Genomic DNA, 20,478 nt, shown 5'->3' with positions numbered 1-20,478 from the left:
GAGGGGGGCGGGCTTGAGGGGGTGGGGGTGGACCTCGGGTGGGGGTGGGGTTGAAACTTGCGGCGCTAGGTTTTGTTCTCAGGCCCGCCGGGAGGCTTTCCGTGTCCGCGTCGAAAACGCCCTTCGTCCCCACCGACCCCCTCGGACTCGACGAGCTGCTCAGCCCCGAGGACCTCGCGGTCCGGGACACCGTCCGGGACTGGGCCGCCGACCGGGTCCTGCCGCACATCGCCGAGTGGTACGAGAACGGCGAGCTGCCCGGGATCCGCGAGCTGGCCCGCGAGCTGGGTGCGATCGGCGCGCTCGGGATGTCGCTGACCGGCTACGGCTGCGCGGGCGCCAGCGCCGTCCAGTACGGCCTGGCCTGCCTGGAACTGGAGGCCGCCGACTCCGGCATCCGCTCGCTGGTCTCCGTACAGGGCTCGCTCGCCATGTACGCGATCTGGAAGTACGGCTCGGAGGAGCAGAAGCAGCGCTGGCTCCCCGGCATGGCCGCCGGTGAGCTGATCGGCTGCTTCGGCCTGACCGAACCCGACGTAGGCTCCGACCCCGCCGCGATGCGGACGTACGCCAAGCGCGACGGCACCGACTGGGTGCTGAACGGGCGCAAGATGTGGATCACTAACGGCGGCGTCGCCGCCGTCGCCGTCGTCTGGGCGCAGACCGACGAGGGGATCCGGGGGTTCGCCGTCCCCACGGACACGGCCGGGTTCTCCGCCCCCGAGATCAAGCACAAGTGGTCGCTGCGCGCCTCGGTCACCAGCGAGCTGGTCCTGGACGACGTACGGCTGCCCGCCGACGCGGTGCTTCCGGAGGTGACCGGCCTCAAGGGGCCGCTCGGCTGTCTCAGCCACGCCCGGTACGGGATCATCTGGGGATCCATGGGCGCGGCGCGCGCGAGCTTCGAGTCGGCGCTCGGCTACGCGAAGACGCGCGAGCAGTTCGGGAAGCCGATCGGCGGCTTCCAGCTCACCCAGGCCAAGCTCGCGGACATGGCACTGGAACTGCACAAGGGCATCCTGCTCGCCCACCACCTGGGCCGCCGTATGGACGCGGGCACCCTGCGGCCGGAGCAGATCAGCTTCGGCAAGCTCAACAACGTCCGCGAGGCGATCGAGATCTGCCGCACCGCGCGGACCGTCCTCGGCGCGAACGGGATCTCCCTGGAGTACCCCGTCATGCGGCACGCCACGAACCTGGAGTCGGTGCTCACCTACGAAGGCACCGTCGAGATGCACCAACTGGTCCTGGGCAAGGCACTCACCGGTCTCGACGCCTTCCGGTAGACCGGAGGGAACCGGCGAGCGCCCCGCTCAGCTCTGGTTGAAGAAGTCGCGGGTGCGGCCGCCGGACTCGCCGCTGACGATCTGGGTGTCGGCCGGGGTCAGCAGGAAGACTCTGGTCGCCACCCGCTCGATCGAGCCGCGCAGGCCGAAGGTCAGCCCGGCCGCGAAGTCGACCACGCGCTTCGCGTCGCCCGGGTCCATCGACGACAGGTTCACGATCACGGGCACGCCCTCGCGGAACAGTTCGCCGATGCCGCGCGCGTCGCGGAAGCCGTCGGGGGTCACCGTGGCGATGCGCCGGCCCTGCTCGACAGCCGATTCGGACACGACCTGGACGCGCGGGTCGGTGACCCACTGCTCCCGCTCGACTCCACCCGCGTGGGAACCCTGTGCCGCGGCCTCCGCGTACTCGTCGTCGTAGTAACGCTCGTCGTTGCTGTCCTCAACGAGACCCAGCCAGGCACTCGCCTTGCGTACCGAACCCATGGACGCCTCCTTTCACCGGGGCTTGATCTGACTTCTTCTCCGCGTCCCTATGGTCGACCATGATGCTGACAACGCGCCAAGTGGATAGTCGCCGCGCAGGGGTTTCGTGACGGTACTGGTGCAGAACATCCGGTGCGCGGCCACGGTTCGCAGCGTGTGCCGCAGCCAGCTGAGTGAAAATACGACCGCTGCATCCGACCGGGTGACCGCATGGGACGTACGGGTGAAGGGCCTGGCTCGATACGATGCCCCGCACGTACGAGCTTGACACACGGGGGAACCACTTGTTCGGCATTGTCAGACCCTGCGCCCACCGGCTCGGAGACCGGTTCAAGACGGAGTGGATGGCCCATCTCTGCGGACTGTGCCTGGCACTTCGCGGGGACCACGGCCAGTTCGCCAGAGTCGTCACCAACTACGACGGGCTGCTCGTCTCCGTTCTGACGGAGGCTCAGTCCGCTCCGGCCCCGGGCGCGCGGCGCACCGCGGGTCCCTGCCCGCTGCGCGGGATGCGCACCGCTCCGGTGGCCGACGGGGAGGGCGCGCGGCTCGCCGCCGCCGTCTCCCTGGTGCTCGCCTCGGCGAAGGTACGGGACCACGTGGCCGACCGGGACGGCCTGTTGGCGCGCGCTCCGCTGGCCGCCGCCGCGCGGACCGTGGCCCGGCGCTGGGACCGGGCCGGGGCCCGTACCGGGGCCTCCCTCGGCTTCGACACGGCCGTCCTCGTGGACGCGGTGGACCGGCAGGGCGGCATCGAGGCCCTCGCCGGACCGGGCACCCCGGTCCTGCGCGTGACCGAGCCGACCGAGACCGCCACGGCCGCCGCCTTCGCCCATACCGCGACCCTGGCCGGGCGGCCAGGCAACGCCCCCGCGCTCGCCGAGGCGGGCCGGTACTTCGGGCGCCTCGCGCACCTGCTGGACGCGGTGGAGGACCAGGCCGCGGACGCCGCGGCGGGTGCCTGGAACCCGCTGACCGCGACCGGGACGTCGCTCACCGAGGCCCGGCGGCTGTGCGACGACGCGCTGCACGGGATACGGCTGGCGCTGCGGGAGGCCGAGTTCGTGGACGCGGGCCTCACGCACCGGCTGCTGGTCCACGAGCTGCGGACCTCGGTGGACCGGGCCTTCGGGACGAGTTCCTGCGGGCACCAGGGCGCCGCGTCGGCCGGGCACGGCCAGAGCCACGGTCAGGGTCAGGGGCAGGGGCAGGGGCAGGGGCAGGGGCACGGTCAGGGCTTCGGCTCGGCGCCGCCCGCCTGGGACGCGGGGACGGGGAATCCGTTCGGCGGCGGCCCCCAGGGGTCCGGCCCCTACGGCGGCAACCCCTACGGCGGCAACCCCTACGGGCCGACCGCACCCGGTGGGCCCGCTGCGCCCCCGCCGATGGGCCCGGGCGGTCCCGGAGGTCCGGGCGGCGGCGGCTTCGGCGGGCTGCCGCCCCAGAAGCCGCGCCGGGGCATCCTGGCGGGCTGCGCGGTGGCCATCGGGCTCTTCTGCACCTGCCAGCTGTGCTGCACGGACCACGAGGGTCCCTGGTCCCGGAAGAAGCGGGACGCCTGGTGCGACGACTGCGACTGCGACTGCGGTGGGTGCGACGGGTGCTGCTGCGACGGATGCGACTGCTGCGACTGCGGGTGTGACTGCGGCTGCTGAGGACACGTCAGGACAGGTCCGTACGGCGTACCTTGCGATGCCGGTGCCACCCGTGGGCGGTGCCGGTATGGAAATCTGACCGTATGAGTCCTGAGGCATCTGAGGCACCTGCCCCGACGGGCGCATCCGATGCGTCCGCCGCCTGGAAACGCTGGCACGAGCACCGGGTGGACGCGGTGTCAGCTCCCTACGGCCCCTTGTCCCTCATGGGAACGCACTGGCTCGCCGACTACCCGGAAGGTCGAATTCCGGCCGTTCCGGGCCTGTGGCGCGAGACGGACGGCGCCGTCCTCCTGACCGCGTCCCCGGCCGACGGCGTCACCCTGGGCGGCGAGCCCCTCGACGGAGAGGCGGTGCTCGCCGCCGACGCGGGGCCGCCGTCCGGTTCCCGGCTCGCCGCGGGCGCCGTCCGGCTCGTGGTGATCCGCCGGGAAGGGGCCTGGGCGGTCCGGGTGTACGACCCGGACTCCCCGGACCGCCGCGCCTTCGCGGGCATCGAGGCCACCCCGTACGACCCGGCGTACGCGCTCCCGGGGCGCTTCCGGCCGTACGCCGAGGACCGGACCGTCCAGGTCGAGAACGCCGACGGCGCCGCGCGGGGCCTCGGCCTCGGGGGCGAACTGAGCTTCACGTTCCAGGGCGCCCCGCACACCCTCCAGGTGGCCGTGGACGAGGGTGACGGCAGTCTGTGGGCCGTCTTCGGTGATGCCTCCGGCGGGCGGAGCAGCTACCGGTTCCGCTTCCTGCGGCCCGGGATCCCGGCCGCCGACGGCTCGGTCACGGTCGACCTCAACCGCGCGCTGCTGCCGCCCTGCGCCTTCGCCGATCACTTCATCTGTCCGTTGCCGCCGCCCGGCAACACCCTGCCGTTCGAGGTCGCGGCCGGAGAACGGAGGCTGAAATCAGCCCTTGCTGCCGGTATCTGACACCACGAGACTCCGGATCAGTGCTTGTCAGGTGCACGGCCAGACCCATCGGTCCGCCGAGCCCCGATCCCCTCCGGGAGGACGAGAAATGAGCTTCAAGCACAACCCCCCCACCCACACCCCCGTCGCCCGTCGCGTCCGCATCGGTACGCGGACCCGGCTCACCGTGCTCGCCGCCGGGCTGGCCGCCGTCGCCGCCTTCGCCGTCCCGGCGAGCGCGAGCGCGGACGCCGACGCGTCCTCGGGCGGCCTGAGCGCCGACCGGCTCGCCGCCGTCGGCGCCTCCGTACAGCGCGCCGACGTCGCGGGCACCGCCTGGTACACCGACCCCGCCAACGGAACCCTCGTGGTCACCGCCGACTCCACCGTTTCCGGCGCCGACCTCGCCAGAATCAAGCACGAGGCGGGGGCCGACTCCGGGGCCCTGCGCGTCGAGCACACCCCCGGCAGACTGAGCAAGCTGATCTCGGGCGGCGACCCCATCCTCGCGTCGAGCTGGCGCTGCTCGCTCGGCTTCAACGTGCGCAGCGGCAGCACCTACTACCTGCTGACCGCCGGCCACTGCACCCAGGGCGCGGGCACCTGGTGGACCAGTACCTCGCACACCACCACGATCGGCGCCACCGTCGGGTCCAGCTTCCCCGGCAACGACTACGGCCTGGTCCGCTACGACAACACCTCGCTCGCCCACGCGGGCACCGTCGGCAGCCAGGACATCACCAGCGCCGCCAACGCCACCGTCGGCATGTCCGTGACCCGCCGGGGTTCCACCACCGGCATCCACAGCGGCACGGTGCAGGCCCTCAACGCCACCGTCAACTACGGCAACGGCGAGATCGTCTCCGGCCTGATCCGCACCAACGTCTGCGCCGAGCCCGGCGACAGCGGCGGCTCGCTCTACTCCGGTACCCGGGCGATCGGCCTGACCTCCGGCGGCAGCGGCGACTGCTCCAGCGGCGGTACGACGTTCTTCCAGCCCGTGACCGAGGCCCTCGCGGCCTACGGGGTCAGCGTCTACTGACGGCCCCCGCCCGGGCGCGGCCGTTGCGCGCGCCCCCTGTGCGCACCCTGGACGTCCCCCCGCCTTCTGGGAGGATGTCCAGGGTGTTCGGGCTGTCACGGGGGAGGCTTGTGTATGAAACGCATCGGCGTGACCGGCCACCGGTCCATTCCCGGCGAGGCGCTCGCCCACGTCGAAGCCGGGCTGCGGAGCGTACTCCGGGGCCACCGGGGCCCGTTGGAGGCGTTCTCCAGCCTCGCGGAGGGGGCCGACCAGCTCTTCGCCGACATCGCCCTCCAGTGCGGGGCCGACCTGACCGTGGTGATCCCCAGCGGGGACTACGAGGCCACCTTCGAGGACGGCGCGTCCCTCGCCGGGTACCACCGGCTGCGGCGGCTGGCCGCCCAGGAGATCAGACTGGGCTTCGCCCGGTCCACGGACGAGGCGTACTACGCGGCGGGCACCTTCATCGCCGACAGCTGCGACCGGCTCGTGGCCGTCTGGGACGGCCTTCCGGCGCGCGGGCACGGCGGCACGGGCGAGATCGTCGCCTACGCCCGGGCCCTCGGGAAACCGGTCACCGTCCTCTGGCGCGCGGGCGTCGTACGGGACTGACCGTCCCGTACGACGCCCGCGCCGTCCGCGGCGCGGCGGCTCAACTGCTGTGCCGCGCCAGCCAGTCCGTGTGCTGCGGGGAGACGTACCGCTCCGTCTCGTACACCGCCGACGGCCACTGCGTCTCGGTGATCGTCGTCTGCATCACCACCATCATCGCGGAGAGGTCCTGCTCGATCAGGGTGTGCGCCTCGATCAGCGGATGGTGGCGGCGCACCTCGTTCCAGGCGATCCCGGCCGCCGCCGCCGCGCTCAGCAGCCCGGTCAGCCGGGTCCCCGGGCCCGAGCCGACGGCCCCCAGCAGCGCGAACAGCAGCGCCACACAGGTCAGCAGGACGATCGACCACGACCACACGGCGGTGGCCCGCCGCGACACCTCCGTCTTGCGCTGGTACCACTTGCGCTGCTCGATCAGCCGGTCCCGTACGTACGTCTCGCGCCGCACCCGGTAGTCCAGCCCCCGCAGCCGGTGCATGGCCCCGGTGATCTCCCCGCCCTCCGGCACCATCCCGGTGGTCCGCGGATCCTCCCAGCCCATCTTGCGCAGCTCGTCCAGGCCCGCCTCCAGCCGGGTCCCGTACACCTGGCGCGGGTCGGGGACGTCACTGCCGAAGGGCGCCCCGTGCACGGCGTACCGCCAGGCCAGGGACTTGATGAACTCCGCCGCGCTGCGGTTGAGCTGCCACTGCGGCCGGGCCCGGCGCCGGGTGGCGCGCACCCCCACGCCGAGCACGCCCGCGTACGCCAGCGCGCTCAGCAGCCCGAACAGGTGCAGCGACCCGAGCCGGGTCGCCGCGGGCAGCGCGCCCGCCGCGGCGGCCGTCACGAGCAGCAGCAGCTGGGCGCGGGTGGCCTGCGTCGACTCCCGCTGCCGGGAGATCGCCGCCTGGTCGGTGTGGTGGAAGAGGGCCGGTAGGTCTTCGTTTCGAAAGGTCATGCTGTCGGTCACAGCGAACCCCCCCAGTCTGCTGTCGGGTGGTGCGCGGGGCGGCCGCCGGGAACTGCCCGGTCCCCGGCGGCCGCCCCGCCCGGAGGCGGTCACACCGCCAGCGGCTCCAGGTCCCGGTGGACCCGGCGCTCGTCGCGTGCGTAGCGGGTCAGGCCGTGTTCCTCGCCCAGGAGTCTGGTCAGCTCGTTCACCGCCTCCGTGCGGACCCGCGCGGCTTCCTCCTTGCGGCCCATCGAATCGAGGCTGACCGCCATGTTCGAGGCGCTCGCCAGGGTTTCGGGGTGGTGCGCGCCGAGCGCCTCGCGCAGCCGCAGCACCGCCATCCGCTCCAGCTCCAGGGCGCCCTCCGGATCTCCCAGATCGGCCAGGGTGTTCGCCAGGTTGAGGTGGGCGAAGATGGTGTGCGGGTGGTTGTCGCCGAGGACCTCGCGCAGCTGCCGGATGGCGTGGCGCAGCATGGACTCCGCGGTCTCCGCCGCCCCCGAACCCCAGTGGAACACCGCGAGGTTGTTGATCGCGGCCAGGGTGTACGGGTGCCGCTCGCCCGGCACCTTCATGTACTCGTCGACGACCTCCTGTGCCAGGTCCCGGGCCGCGGCCGCGTCCCCGGTGGCGAACAGGTCGGCGGCCAGGTTGAGTTCGCAGGCCAGCAGGTCGGGGTTGACCGAGGTGTACTTGGCCCGGTAGCGGTTGCGGGTGGCGGTGGTCAGCCGCCGCGCGTCCTCCAGTTCGCCCGCCCGGCGCAGCGAGACCGCGAGGGACTTGGCGGCGGCCAGCGTGCCGGGGAAGGCCCGGCCCAGCTGCCGTTTGTAGATCTCGTAGGTGCGGCTGAGCAGTTGGACCGAGTCGTCGTAGCGGCCCACCTCGCGCAGGTCGCGGGCCAGGCTCTGGGCCGAGGACAGAGTGTAGGGGTGGTCCGGGCCGAGCACCTCGGTGCGCCGGTCGAAGACCTCCTGGTCGATCTCGCGGGCCCGGGCGTACTGCCCCACCATGCGCAGGTTCAGCGCCAGGTTGTTCGCGGCCGCCAGGGTCCGGGGGTGCGACTCGTGGAAGATCTGGCTGAAGCCCTCGTGCGCGGCCGTCGCCAGTTCCATCGCCTCGCTGTACCGGCCGAGGGTGCCCAGGTCCATCGCGAGGCCGCTGGTGGTCATGTAGGTGTGCGGGTGGGAGGGGCCGAGCGCGGTGCGCTGGCGCTCCAGGGTGACCTCGTCCAGTTCCTTCGCCTCCACGAACCGCCCCTGTGAGCGCAGGATGTTGGAGAGGTGGAAGCGCAGGTAGAGGTACTGCAGGTCGTCGTTGCCGAGGGTGTCCTTCCAGGTTTCGCGCAGCTCCTCGCCCAGCTGGAAGGCGGCCTTGAAGTCACCGCGCTTCCACAGGTACCGGACCCGGTCGATGAGCAGCCGCCGGGTCTCCGGCTCCTTGCAGAAGCGGGCCTCGGACGGGGTCAGGTGCGGCCAGATGGTGTTGAACCGGGGCCAGGTCTCCGGGTTGTCTATCGGCTCGTCGTCGTCCGGCCGGGCGCCCGCGAGGATCCGGTGCACCGCGTGCCGCGCCTCGCGCTGCTCCTCCTCGGTCAGCTGGGCCCGGATCACGGCCTGCACCAGCCGGTGCACCTGGATGCTGTTGCTGACCTGGTCGACCTTGGCCATCGCGAACCGGCCGATCTCCCGGATCACCCGGCCCAGGACCAGCTTCTCCTGGAGCGAGGAGTCGTACGGCTTGAGGGCGTCGATCATCTCCTTGCTGTAGAGGAGGTTCGCCGAGATCGGCTCGGGTGCGAAGAACGCGCAGAGCTGGAGCAGCCGCACGGCGGCGGGGGAGCGGCTCTGCAGCCGTTCTATGGACACGTTCCAGGTCGCCGCCACCGGCTCCGGGTAGCCGGGGGGCTGGTTGAGGGCCAGTACCCGGGCCGCCTGCTGGGCGAGCTGTTCCAGGTACGCCGACACGGGCGTCGCGGTCTCCGCGATCCACGCACCGGCCTGCTCGACGGCGAGCGGCAGGTCGCCGACCGCGATCGCGACCTGCTCGGCGTCCTCCGTGGTGAGCCCGGGGGCCCGCCGCTGGAGGTGCTCGATGGATTCCTCGCGCAGGAAGACGTCCACCGGCAGCGCGTCACCGTACTGCGACCAGCTCTGGTTGCGGGAGGTCACCAGCACGTGCCCGGGGCCGCCCGGCGGGAAGAACCGCTTGAGGGCCTCGGGGTCGTCCGCGTTGTCGAAGACGAGCAGCCACCGCGAGGAGGGGACCCCGCGCCGGAGCAGGTCGATCGCCTCCTGCGAGGCGGCCGCCATGTCCTCCCCGGTCTGCGCGCCGAGCCGGACGGCAAGCTCCGCGAGGGCCGCGACCACGTCGTCGGTCTGCTCGGAGGAGATCCACCACACCAGGTCGTAGTCCGCCATGAACCGGTGCACGTACTCCAGCGCCACCTGGGTCTTGCCGACCCCGCCGAGCCCGTACAGGGTCTGCGGCTGCGGCAGCACCACGGCCATGCCACCGCCGAGCTGGTCGCGCATCCGCTCCAGCACGATGGAGCGCCCGGTGAAGCCGGGGTTGCGGGGCGGCGCGTTCCAGATCTTCGGCACGGTCCCGGGGAAGCGAGGGCCGGGCGCCGTGGCGCTGCTGATCCCGTCGTTGAGGGCCATCGGCCGCTCCACCGCGCGCAGCAGGGCGGTGGTGGCGTGCACCTCGTCGAGGCGGAAGAGGTCCACCGGATTGCGGTCGATGTAGGGGGTGCTCAGGCGTACGTCGCCCACGCGCAGCGGCACCAGCTGACGCCGCCCGCCGGTCGGGTCCTCGGCCGCGGCCCGCGCCCACACGTCCACCGCCCGGGCGGACTTGAGGTAGGCGTTGGAGAGGAGCACCACGGTCCGGGCGGCGGTGTCGACGCTGATCCCGGCGCCGCCGAGGGTGTCCCCGGGGGCGGTCGCGGGGGCGGGGGCGGGCGGCCGTTCGGCGGACACGTCCTTGGGCACGACCCGGAATCCGGCGCGGGTCAGCACCGACTCGATCCAGTCGGCCCACATCCGGTTCTCGGCGACGTAGGACAGGAACAGGTCGGCGGGCAGGGTGGGCCGGCGCCGGGTGAACGCGTCGCGGATCCGCAGCCGGACCTCCTCGCCGATGGGCGGCATGGAGGTGATCTCGCCCTCGGTGACCACGGCGGTGAGCCGTTCGAAGGCGGAGAGCAGGGAGTTGGTGAGCCCGGCCTCGTCCCCGAAGGTGGCCAGCGTCTCCTCGTAGGCGTAGTAGGGGCGGTACGGGATCTCCACCGCGCCCCAGTAGGCGGTGAGTTCGTCCCCGCCCAGCCCGCTGGGGAAACGGTCGAACTTGATCCGGGCCAGCGCCCGGCCCGCGTCGGCCTTCTCCTTCTCGCCCTCGTCGATGCGCATCGGGACGGGGTAGATCTTGATGCCCCGGTCGTTGAACCGCTCGTCGATCTGCCGGGCGACGGAGGCGGCGCCGTCGATGGACTGGTCGGAGAGGGTGAAGCAGTCGACCAGCACGTCGGGCAGGTGGACCGTGCAGATGTCGGCGATGTCGCTCAGCCCGGTCCGGCTGTCGATCAGCACGTAGTCGTAGTTCCGCTTCATGTCGTCGCGCAGCGCGTCGAAGAAGTGGCCGCCGCCCAGGCGGTCGTAGAAGTTGTCCCAGTCGAAGGTGGAGACGGTCGCGGAGTACTCGCGGTTCTGCCGGCCCGCCGAGACGAAGTCGAGGGTGCCGCCGTCCGGGAACTCCCAGCCGAGGGTCTCCGGGGTCAGCGAGACGGCGTGCGGCTGGATCCGCGCGTAGTCCTTGTGCCAGTCGTCGGCGCGCTGCGCCGGGCTGGTCGCGGCCCACGCGTACTCGCTGATCAGGTCGATGATCCCGGTGGTGGCCCCGAGCGTGGAGGGGTCCAGGAACGGGTGGAAGAACCGGTGCAGGCCCGGGGCCTCCAGGTCCCAGTCCACGGCGAGGACCCGCTTGCCGTTGGCGGCGAGGATCCAGGCGGTGTTGGCCAGCGCCATGGTGCGGCCGGTACCGCCCTTGTACGAATAGAAGGTGACGATCCGTCCGTCACGACTGGCTGTCATCCGCGTCCCCCGCTTGGTTGGTCGGTTCGTCGGCGTCCGGCTGCTGCGGCCCGGTGGTGCGGGCGTGGCGCTCTGCGGCTGTGTGCTGTTCGGTGCCGTGCTGTTCGGCGCGGCGCTCTTCGGCGCGGTGCTCTTCGGTGTCGGGCGGGAACGGCGCGGGCGGCGGCGCCGGTGGCGCGCCCATCCCCATCGGGCCGAGCAGCCGCGGCCGTTCGGTGTGCGCGCCGCCCGCCGGGGGATAGACCTGGGCGTGTCTCAGGAACTGCTGGGCGGCCGCCTCGACCACCTGCGGAAGGATCTGGCCGAGGGTGTCCATGTTGGCCACCCCGTTGGCCGCGGCCCGGCAGGCGATCCGCCCCTGGTTCATCTTCACCGGCATGGTCTCTTCCAGCCGGTCCGTCAGCTCGCTTTCCTGGGCGCGGCTCTGGTGGTCGTAGCGGTTCCACGGGACGACCACGCTCACCCAGGGCCGCGGGTCCTGGTCGAAGGCGGCCAGCCGCTGGCGGCGCAGGTCGTCCGCGACGGCCCAGCGGTCGACGATCAGGATCTCGGGGCGGGTCGGCGGCTGCTTGGTGTCGAAGTGCCCCGCCTCGTCGTCGAAGGAGGCGAGCGTGGTGTGGTAGTTGAGGGAGCGCACCAGGTCCTCGGCGACGTAGGCCACGGGCCGCTGCGCGACCGGGTGGTACGGGTTCCAGTCCAGCGCGGTGTCCCCGTAGTACTCGGGGCTGCGGCCCTCCGGCAGGTCGTGGCGGGTGGCGGCGGCCACGGTGACATGGAGGCTGCGGGCGGAGTTGCCGGGGCCGCCCGCGCCCCCGGGACTGCCGAACGCGCTGGGCACCACCCGGTAGTCCATGGGGCGGCTGATGTCGAGCCGCACGGTCTCGGCGACGAGCACGATCCGTTTGGCCAGTTCGTAGACCGCCCGCTCGTACTGCTCGGCGTACCCCCGCAGTTTGATCAGTCCGTAGAGCCCGTCGGTGACGTAGCGCTCGCCGAACGTGTTGTGGTTGAACTGGAGCCGTTCGGCGGGACCGGGCAACTGGGCGGGCGGTACGGGGACCCAGAGGGCGGGCACGATGGCCTCGGCCGGCTGCCCGCTGACGGCGGTCCGCTGGATGGTGCGGTGCGCGAAGGCGAACCATTCCTTTCCGCACATCTCGCTGGCGAAGTACCGCGGCGAGAAGAGCGGGACGAAGACCCGGCAGGTGGCCAGTGCCGCGCCGAGCCGTTCGGACCAGCCCTCGCCGCTGCGTATCTCGCGGTCCATGAATCCGGCGTCGGAACCCGCGGGCAGGTCCGTGAGCGCCATGACGTGGCTGGAGAGGTCACGGAAGAGCCGCTCGACCCACATGTCCGGGTCGGGCCCCCCGGCCCCGAACCTCGGCGTATGCGCATAACTGAGAAAAAAGTACGGCTGCACTGATGCGGGCACACGACCCCCGTCCCGAAGATGTGGAGCGAAGAAACATCATTCCGGAGCTGCTCCGCCACATCGCCTCATGGTTCAGTCAATCAGCGTCGGTTTTCGGTCATCCAGGTAACGGCGTGATCGACGGCGTCCGGAACCCCGAAGAGCATGGCCGTACCCCCTCCCAGCTGCCCCTTCTTTACCCGGGACGGGGGAAATGCGCGGCCGATCTCCGCGAAATCACTGTCGTCGAGCGCGACGTCCTCGTATGCCGTCCACTCCTCCCCCTGCCGCCGCCCCGGATGGTTCACCTTCACCACACACTCGTACATGCGCAAGAGGGGCTTCGGAATTCGGTACTCCGCGAGATGGAAAGCGGTGCAGACGGAAAATCCCACATTGATCATCAGTACCTGGCCCCCCTCCCAGCACAGCATTCCCAGCGGCGACTCCTCGCCTAAATGGCAGCTCAGCCGGTGTCCCGCCGACAAACGCTCCGCGTCCCGGCCCAGCGCCGCGAAAGAGGTCTGCGGATGGGCACTGCGCACGGCCCCCGGCGCGGTGCGCACCGCCTCCGCGAAGACGCCCATCCCCTCGCTCGGGGTGCCCGCCGGATCGAAGGCGGGCATCCGGTCCCGGAAGGCCCGCACCGCGGGCTCGCCCAGGCCCTCGATCCGGGCCAGGTGGGCGCTGGAGGTACGGGAGTTGGACGCGGTGAAGGCGGGCACCACCAGGGTGCCCCGCGGGCCGAGCACCCCCGTCAGGGCGGCCAGCAGCCGCTCGGCGCGCAGCCCGGTGCCGCCGAGGGAGGCGTGCACCAGCAGCCGGGCCCCCGGCCGGACCCCGAGCAGCCGCAGCCGCACGGCGAGCGCGAGCGTACTGAGGGGGGCGGCCGGGGCCGGGGCGCGCGGGACCGGGGCCGGAGGAGGGGACGGGTGCGGCGCGGTGCGGTGCGGTGCGGGCGGGTCCTGGGCGCCGCCGCCGCTCACGCGTCGACCGCCTTGACTTCCCACCGCAGCTCCTCGACGAGCCGCTTGCCGGTGCTGGTCAGCTCGGCCGCCCCGGCCAGCCGGTCCAGCGCGCGGTGGATCCGGTCCGTGCCCGCCGGGTAGCGCGGCTCGGTGGCCCGCCGGTACGCCTCCACCGCGACCCGCTCGTGTACGTCGGCCAGCAGCCGGGACACCGGAACCGGCCGCTCCCGCCACGGCGAGGGGTGCTCCCACTCCCCGTCCAGCGCGTACAGGTCGGCCACCTCGGTCAGCGCCCGCAGCCGGGCCCGCCGCTGCCCGGTCAGCAGCGCCAGGGCGGTCTCCCCGACCCCCGCCGCGTACGGCACGCCCAGCGCGCCGGGGCCGTGGCGGCCCGCCTCGCCCCGGTCGACGGCCCTCGGGCCGCCCGCCAGCGGGGTCAGGGTGGTCAGCCCGATGGCCGCCGCCCGGGCGAAATCCGGCACGGCCCGGTGCAGCAGCGCCCAGGCAGCCCCCAGCCGCTCCCGCCACTCCTCGGCCTCCCCGGAGCCCAGCCGCAGCCGGGGCGGGCGGGTGAAGCAGGTGCGGTACGGGTCGAGGTCGTCCAGGGCCAGCGCCGGACCCTCCGGTCCCGGGGACCAGGACCGCAGCGGCTGCCAGCGCGCGTCCCCGGCGGCCCGGCCGAACCGGTGCGCGGAACGGCCGTCGTGGGCCGTGCAGCCGTCCTCGGCCGCCCGCAGCGTGGCCCGGCCGTCCGTCCCGGGCTCCCCGAGGCGCAGCAGCCCCAGCGTCGGCAGGTACACCTCGCCGTCCCGGTAGGCCACCTCGGCGGACAGCTCCAGCCCGCCCCGCAGTACGGCGGCGGCGGCCAGCGCGCCCAGCCGCAGCGCCGCTTCCGGCCCGTCGGGGCGCCCCTCCTGGGCCCCTTCCAGGGCCGCCAGCACCCAGGTACGGGTGTAGGGGTGGGCCAGTACGGCGTCCAGCGCGTCGGAGCCCGCCCCGCCCGCGCCCTCCACCGCGCCCAGCAGCTCCCAGGCCCGCGCCCAGGCGGCCCCGCCGCCCGCGCGGGGGGCGAACTCGGTCAGCTCCGCGTGCAGCCGGGCCAGCAGCACCCGGGTCAACTGGTGCTGGGAAGCGGCCAGTTCGGCGGGGTCCACGAGCTCGACGGCGGTGGCTTCGGCGCCGGTCCGGCCCTCGACCCCGTCGACCAGTTCCCGCAGGTCGGCGCAGTAGACCGAGGGGTTGTCGAAGCCGTTGTCCGCGCGGTAGCGGTGGGTGTAGAGCCCGCCCCCGCACGAACGTACGACGGGGCACCGGCGGCATTCCTCGCTGACGCCCGCCAGGCCGAGCTGCCGGGCGCGCACCCCGGGGTGGGCCGCGACCTGGTCGAACGTATGGGAGAAGACGTCGAAACCGGTGGCGGCGGCGCCCTCGAAGGCGCTCTTGAGGGAGTCCACCTGCTCCAGGCTCCCGTCGGTCTCCACGACGACGAGGTCGGTGGGCGCCAGGCCCAGGGACTCGGTCAGGCTGGGTCCGCCGCGCAGGGTGGAGGCGAGCGAGTCGAAGATGCGTACCGGCACCGGACGGCCGAGCCGGTCCCAGTGGTCGAAGACCCGCAGCAGCCAGCGGGCATAGGCGTCGGGCGCGCCGTCGGGCCGGGCCGGGGGAGTCTCCCAGGTGGCGTGGGGGAGCAGGAAGTCCACTCGCGGGGGCGCCAGTTCGACGAGGGCGTCGAGCACGGAGACCGGGTCGTTGGCCACGTCCACGGTGCAGAGCAGGCCCTGGTAGAGGTGGCGGTAGGGGGCCGAACGCAGCAGGGCCACGGCGGCGAGGACCAGGGGGTGGCTGGTGCGGCCGTCCGCGAACCGGCGATGGCGGTCGTTGGCGGCGCGGTCGCCGTCGAGGGAGATGCCGACCCGGACGCCGAACTCGGCGAAGAGGTCGAGGTAACGGGGGCTGAGCTGGAGGCCGTTCGTGTGGATCCGCAGGTCCAGCGCGGCGGTTCCGGCGAGGGCCCGGGTGAACTCCTCGCACACCAGCCGCAGCCGGTCGGGGCCGGCCAGCAGGGGTTCCCCTCCGTGGAGAATCACCGTGACGGAGGGGATTGCATGATCACGGGCATGTTCGGCGAGCCGCGACGCGGTAAGTGCAATGACCTCGGGGGAGATCACTTTCGGCCGGGCTCGCCAGCTCTGATCTGCGTGTTCATAGACATAGCAATGATCACAAGCAAGATCGCATCTGCTGTGAACCTTGAGGACGATCTCGCGAAAAGCGATCAGGCCGGTCATTCCACCAGTCTAGAGCGCCTACTTCGCGGTCAGAGCGCAGAGTTGAAGATCGGTGCCTGAACCATGCGACCGGATTCCTCTCGCAGCACTCGCCCGAGCGCGACGGCGGAAGAAGCGCTGCGAACGTCGATCTGGGCGAGCGGGACCCGGCGGGCCTTGACCGTGCTGGTCGGGGGGGTTGCGGAAGTGTTCACGACACCGTCCTTGAGGGGGCCATGTGAAATGGGCGGGGGATTGACAAGAGCGTCTTGCTCGTGTCAAGCGGGACTTTACTCTTTCACGCCCTCTTGGCAACCGGGACATGACGCCAGGTCAGGCGTTCTATAGAAAGAGTGACGCATTTCCCTTTCCGGCCCTCCACGCGCCCCCTACCGTTCGCCGTCAGGCCGGGCGCTGGTGCTGCTCCGGTGTCCGGGGCAGGTCCCGCAGCAGCCAGGTGAGGATCCCCGGCAGGGCGCGCAGGGCCGCGAAGTGGGCCGCCCCGGGGTCGATGGTGGCGGTGGCGCCCGGGATCCGCTCGGCCAGCCAGCGGGAGTGCCCGACGGGGGAGAACACGTCCTGCTCCCCGTGCCAGATCATCACCGGGCAGCGGATGTCGGCGGGCTCGAACCCCCAGGGGCTGCACAGCGCGAGGGCGTCGTCGATCCAGCCGTCCGCCGAATTGCGCAGCCCCTCGCGGAAGTTGCGCAGCAGCATGGAGCGCAGGCCCGCGTCCGCGACGATCATCCGGTCGTTGTCGGTGAGTTCGATGCGCAGCTCGTCCAGCAGCCGTCCCGGGTCCTTGCCGATGGCGGCGGCCCGCGGGGTCAGCCGGGCGGCCAGTTCCTCGGGGTCCACGGAGGCGGTGGTGTACTCGCGCACGTTCGAGGCGGTCATCCCGTCGAACCAGTCGAGGCCGTCCGCGTCCCAGGGCGCGAGGCCGACCAGGGCCGCCGTCCGGGTGACCCGGTCGGGCAGCAGGGCCGCGCAGGCCAGGGCGTGCGGGGCGCCCCCGGAGCGCCCGGCCACGGCGAACTTCTCCAGGCCGAGGGCGTCGGCTATGGCGGCCACGTCCTGGACGGCGTCGGCGACCGAGCGGCCGCGCAGCCGGTCGGAGTCCCCGTAGCCGGGACGGTCGTAGGCGATGATCTGCATCCGGCGCTGGTAGAGGACCATGCCCCGGGGGGCCGGGCCCAGCCTGCTGCCCGGGGTGCCGTGGAGCAGGAAGACCGGCCTGCCGCGCGGGTCGCCGAAACGCTCCACCATGAGCTGCCGTCCGTCCGCGGTGCGCACCCGATTGTGCACGCGTCCCCTCCTTCACGGTCGACGGTGAGCCGTCCTGGTGATTGTGCTCGCTGGGGGAGGAGTGCGGTAGGGCGCACTCTCCCGGAAATTCTTGTGAATGTTTTCACAAGTGTGCGGGGGTCTTTGGGTCCCTGGCATATGTGCAGGTCAGATGCCAGATGAAGGGGGCGCGCGCGGCGTTGAGCGGACCTTCGGCCCGCCCGGAAAGGGCTTTTTCGGCGGGGTTCCTTCCGCTTTTGGGTGTCGAATTGAGGCATCAGGAAAACGGCTCGCAATGAAGGAGTTCCTGCCATGCAGGCCAACGAGATGGTGGACGCGCTCGTCCAGGGAGCGCTCGCCGCGCTGGACCGGTTCGAGGGTTTCGGCCAGGAGCAGGTCGACCACATAGTCAAGAAGGCCTCGCTGGCGGCCCTGAGCGGCCACGGTGAGCTGGCCCGGCTGGCCGTCGAGGAGACGGGCCGCGGCGTCTTCGAGGACAAGGCCGTCAAGAACCTCTTCGCCTGCGAGCACGTCGTGAACTCCATGTGCGGTCTGAAGACCGCCGGAGTCATCCGCCGGGACGAGCTGAACGGCATCACCGAGATCGCCGAGCCCGTCGGCGTGGTCTGCGCGATGACCCCGGTCACCAACCCCACCTCGACCACCGTCTTCAAGGCCCTGATCGCGCTGAAGACCCGTAACCCCATCATCTTCGCCTTCCACCCCTCCGCGCAGAACTGCTCCGCCGAGGCCGCCCGGATCGTGCGGGACGCCGCCGTCGCCGCGGGCGCCCCGGAGAACTGCGTGCAGTGGGTGACCGTCCCCTCCATGGAGGCCACCAGCGGCCTGATGAACCACCCGGGGGTCTCCACCATCCTCGCGACCGGCGGCAACGCGATGGTCAAGGCGGCCTACTCGTGCGGCAAGCCCGCCCTGGGCGTCGGCGCGGGCAATGTGCCGGCGTACGTCCACAAGAGCGCCAAGCTGGCCCGCGCGGTCCACGACATCGTGCTCTCCAAGGCCTTCGACCACGGCATGATCTGCGCCTCCGAGCAGGCCGTCATCCTCGACGAGGAGATCTACGAGCAGGGCCTGGCCGAGTTCAAGCGGCTCGGCGCCCACGTGGTCACCGCGGCCGAGAAGACCAAGCTGGAGCAGTTCGTCTTCGGTACGACGGCCTACGCGGCCGACGCCTCCGGCGCCAAGCTGAACGCCGCGGTGGTCGGCAGGTCCCCGCGGTGGATCGCCGAGCAGGCCGGGTTCTCGGTCCCCGCGGACACCTCCGTCCTGCTCGCCGAGTGCCACGAGGTCGGCGAGAACGAGCCGCTGACCCGCGAGAAGCTCTCCCCGGTGCTGGCCGCCCTGAAGGCCTCCGACACCGAGCACGGCCTCGAACTGGCCGCCGCCATGGTCGAGTTCCATGGTCTGGGCCACAGCGCTGCCATCCACGCCGAGGACGAGGCCCTCGTCGAGGAGTTCGGCAGGAAGGTCAAGGCGGTCCGTGTCATCGCCAACTCCCCTTCCACCTTCGGCGGGATCGGCGACGTCTACAACGCCTTCCTGCCCTCGCTGACCCTCGGCTGCGGCTCCTACGGCCACAACTCGGTGTCCAACAACGTCACCGCGGTCAACCTGATCAACGTCAAGCGGATCGGCCGGCGCAACAACAACATGCAGTGGTTCAAGGTCCCGCCGAAGATCTACTTCGAGCGTAACTCCATCCGCTACCTCGGTGAGATGGGCGGCATCAGCCGCGTCTCGATCGTCACCGACAAGACGATGGTCGCCCTGGGCTTCGTGCGGAAGGTCACCGACATCCTCCAGGCCCGCGAAGGGGCCGTCGCCATCCAGGTCATCGACAGCGTCGAGCCCAACCCGGAGCTGTCGACCGTCCAGGCGGGCGCCGCGATGATGCGCGACTTCGAGCCCGACACGATCATCGGCCTCGGCGGCGGCTCACCGATGGACGCCGCGAAGGTCATGTGGCTGATGTACGAGCGCCCCGAGGTGGAGTTCGCCGACACGAAGGAGAAGTTCTTCGACGTCCGCAAGCGCGCCTACAGGTTCCCCTCGCTCGGCGAGAGGGCGAAGATGGTCGCCATCCCGACGACGTCGGGCACCGGCTCCGAGGTCACCCCCTTCGCCGTCATCTCCGACCCGGCCGCGGCCCAGAAGTATCCGCTCGCCGACTACGCGCTGACCCCCGACGTCGCCATCGTCGACCCGGTCCTGTCGATGGGCCTCCCGGCCACGGTGACCGCCGACTCCGGCTTCGACGCCCTGACGCACGCCACCGAGGCCTACGTCTCCGCGTACGCGAACGACTACACCGACGGCCTGTGCCTCCAGGCCATCAAGCTCATCTTCGGCAACCTCGAACGCTGCGTCCTGGACGGGCCGGGCGACCCCGAGGCGCGCGAGAAGATGCACAACGCCTCCACGGTGGCGGGCATGGCCTTCGCCAACGCCTTCCTCGGCCTGGTCCACGCCATGGCCCACACCCTGGGCAACTCCTTCAAGGTGGCCCACGGCCGCACCAACGCGATCCTGCTGCCCCACGTGATCCGGCACAACGGCACCGTCTCGCACAAGGCCACCCCGTGGCCGAAGGCCGAGGTCTACCGCGCCCCGGAACGGTTCCAGGAGATCGCGCGGATGCTGGGCCTGCCGGCCGCCACCCCGGCCGAGGGCGTGGAGTCCTACGCCCGGGCCGTCGAGGAGCTGCGCGCCGCGTGCGGGATCCCCGCCTCCTTCGCCGAGGAGGGCGTCGAGGAGCGGGCCTTCATCGAAGCCCTGCCGACCCAGGCCATGAACGCCTACGCCGACCAGTGCGCCCCCGCCAACCCGCGGATGCCGATGATCGACGACATGAAGCAGCTCATGCGCCAGGCCTACTACGGCACCACCGAGGGCGCCCCGGCCGAGAGGGCCGCCGAGAAGAAGTGACCCTCTCCGCAAGCCTTGGCCGAGGAGGAACGGCCCGCCCGGGCCGCTGAGACCCGGGCGGGCTGTGCGCGTGCCCCGCTCCCGTCAGGCCGGGGGGATCAGCAGCGCCGCCGCCGAGCGGGCCCGCTCCAGGGCCTGCGCCCGGTCCGCCCCGGGCTGCCCGAGCACCACCCGCGTGCTCAGCCCGTCCAGCAGGGCCAGCAGCTCCGAGGCCCGGGCGGGCACGTCCAGGGCTCTCCTTCCTCTCCCTCCTGATCATCGTATTCGCCCCCTGGGGCGGGGTGTTCCTCGCCGACATGCTGATGCGCCGCTGCCGCTACGACGCCGACGCCCTGCACGCCGGGAGCGCGGGCGCCTACTGGTACCGCTCCGGCTGCCACCCGGCGGGCATGACCGCCCTCCTCGCCGGAATGGCCTTCGCCGCCCTGACCTGCGACTCGGAGCTGTGGACCGGCCCGCTGGTGGCCCCGCTCGGCGGCGCCGACCTCACCCTGCTCGGCTCGGCCGTCTCCGGGCTCACCTACTGGGCACTCGCCCGCCGGATGCCCGCGTACGTCCCCGCGCCGGCCGCCTGACCCCTCGTCCACCCCCCTCGTCCACGGCCTCGTCCGCCCC

Annotated in this window: 16 protein-coding genes; 7 read left to right on the top strand and 9 right to left on the bottom strand. The window is 72.1% G+C overall.

The features are described 5' to 3' along the window. Nucleotides 1-101: 101 nt before the first annotated feature. Nucleotides 102-1,286, top strand: a complete 1,185-nt coding sequence (locus QMF80_RS32195; RefSeq protein WP_283459739.1) for an acyl-CoA dehydrogenase family protein — start codon at nt 102-104, stop codon at nt 1,284-1,286. 27 nt (nt 1,287-1,313) lie between these two features. Here QMF80_RS32195 and QMF80_RS32190 read toward each other — a convergent pair whose 3' ends face one another. Further along, the gene (locus QMF80_RS32190; protein WP_283459737.1) at nt 1,314-1,772 is read right to left on the bottom strand and encodes a cell division protein SepF; all 459 of its coding nucleotides are present in this window, start codon (nt 1,770-1,772) and stop codon (nt 1,314-1,316) included. A gap of 284 nt (nt 1,773-2,056) precedes the next feature. Here QMF80_RS32190 and QMF80_RS32185 point away from each other — a divergent pair, with 284 nt between their 5' ends. The 4 genes from QMF80_RS32185 (at nt 2,057) to QMF80_RS32170 (ending at nt 5,968) form a co-directional block, all read left to right on the top strand. After that, a complete protein-coding gene (locus tag QMF80_RS32185; RefSeq protein ID WP_283459735.1) occupies nt 2,057-3,427 on the top strand; it encodes a DUF5685 family protein in 1,371 nt (456 codons plus the stop codon). Nucleotides 3,428-3,510: 83 nt separating this feature from the next. After that, nucleotides 3,511-4,353 (top strand): DUF1684 domain-containing protein, encoded by an 843-nt coding sequence (locus QMF80_RS32180; protein ID WP_283459734.1) that lies wholly within the window; start codon nt 3,511-3,513, stop codon nt 4,351-4,353. Between the two features lie 88 nt (nt 4,354-4,441). Then, nucleotides 4,442-5,374 carry a S1 family peptidase gene (locus tag QMF80_RS32175; protein ID WP_283459732.1) on the top strand — a complete coding sequence of 311 codons (933 nt, stop codon included), beginning with the start codon at nt 4,442-4,444 and terminating at the stop codon, nt 5,372-5,374. A 114-nt stretch (nt 5,375-5,488) separates the two neighbouring features. Beyond that, nucleotides 5,489-5,968, top strand: coding sequence for an OTU domain-containing protein (locus tag QMF80_RS32170; RefSeq protein WP_283459730.1), 480 nt, complete (start codon nt 5,489-5,491; stop codon nt 5,966-5,968). 40 nt (nt 5,969-6,008) lie between these two features. Here QMF80_RS32170 and QMF80_RS32165 read toward each other — a convergent pair whose 3' ends face one another. The 7 genes from QMF80_RS32165 to QMF80_RS32135 all read right to left on the bottom strand — a co-directional run bounded on the left by QMF80_RS32165 (nt 6,009) and on the right by QMF80_RS32135 (nt 16,926). After that, a complete protein-coding gene (locus tag QMF80_RS32165; RefSeq protein WP_283459728.1) occupies nt 6,009-6,905 on the bottom strand; it encodes a DUF4231 domain-containing protein in 897 nt (298 codons plus the stop codon). Between the two features lie 101 nt (nt 6,906-7,006). Next, complete coding sequence (gene fxsT, locus QMF80_RS32160; RefSeq protein WP_283459726.1) at nt 7,007-10,987, bottom strand: FxSxx-COOH system tetratricopeptide repeat protein; 3,981 nt, start codon at nt 10,985-10,987, stop codon at nt 7,007-7,009. Beyond that, nucleotides 10,971-12,419 carry a TIR-like protein FxsC gene (locus tag QMF80_RS32155; protein WP_283459724.1) on the bottom strand — a complete coding sequence of 483 codons (1,449 nt, stop codon included), beginning with the start codon at nt 12,417-12,419 and terminating at the stop codon, nt 10,971-10,973. Before QMF80_RS32155 ends, fxsT begins: the two co-directional genes overlap by 17 nt. Before the next feature lie 80 nt (nt 12,420-12,499). Then, complete coding sequence (locus QMF80_RS32150) at nt 12,500-13,384, bottom strand: AAC(3) family N-acetyltransferase (protein WP_502962965.1); 885 nt, start codon at nt 13,382-13,384, stop codon at nt 12,500-12,502. Next, nucleotides 13,381-15,654, bottom strand: coding sequence for a radical SAM/SPASM protein FxsBH, inactivated beta-hydroxylase extension form (gene fxsBH / locus QMF80_RS32145; protein WP_283459722.1), 2,274 nt, complete (start codon nt 15,652-15,654; stop codon nt 13,381-13,383). The genes QMF80_RS32150 and fxsBH overlap by 4 nt, the downstream gene beginning before the upstream one ends. A gap of 29 nt (nt 15,655-15,683) precedes the next feature. Further along, nucleotides 15,684-15,848 (bottom strand): FxSxx-COOH-like cyclophane-containing RiPP peptide, encoded by a 165-nt coding sequence (locus QMF80_RS32140; protein WP_283459720.1) that lies wholly within the window; start codon nt 15,846-15,848, stop codon nt 15,684-15,686. Between the two features lie 187 nt (nt 15,849-16,035). Next, nucleotides 16,036-16,926 (bottom strand): alpha/beta fold hydrolase, encoded by an 891-nt coding sequence (locus tag QMF80_RS32135; protein WP_283459745.1) that lies wholly within the window; start codon nt 16,924-16,926, stop codon nt 16,036-16,038. 303 nt (nt 16,927-17,229) lie between these two features. Between QMF80_RS32135 and adhE the strand changes: the two genes are divergently transcribed. Further along, nucleotides 17,230-19,863 (top strand): bifunctional acetaldehyde-CoA/alcohol dehydrogenase, encoded by a 2,634-nt coding sequence (gene adhE / locus QMF80_RS32130; RefSeq protein WP_283459718.1) that lies wholly within the window; start codon nt 17,230-17,232, stop codon nt 19,861-19,863. Between the two features lie 84 nt (nt 19,864-19,947). Here adhE and QMF80_RS32125 read toward each other — a convergent pair whose 3' ends face one another. Next, nucleotides 19,948-20,088: a TetR family transcriptional regulator C-terminal domain-containing protein gene (locus QMF80_RS32125; RefSeq protein ID WP_283459716.1), complete on the bottom strand. Its 141-nt coding sequence runs from the start codon at nt 20,086-20,088 to the stop codon at nt 19,948-19,950. Between the two features lie 56 nt (nt 20,089-20,144). On the opposite strand from QMF80_RS32125, the gene QMF80_RS32120 reads away from it, so the two are divergent. Next, nucleotides 20,145-20,438, top strand: a complete 294-nt coding sequence (locus tag QMF80_RS32120) for a hypothetical protein (protein WP_502962964.1) — start codon at nt 20,145-20,147, stop codon at nt 20,436-20,438. Nucleotides 20,439-20,478: the final 40 nt, after the last annotated feature.

The sequence above is a fragment of the Streptomyces sp. G-G2 genome (genome assembly GCF_030063135.1).
In the GTDB taxonomy this organism is placed as follows: domain Bacteria; phylum Actinomycetota; class Actinomycetes; order Streptomycetales; family Streptomycetaceae; genus Streptomyces.
Note: the sequence above shows the minus strand (reverse complement) of the source record. Positions and strands in the feature narration are given on the sequence as shown.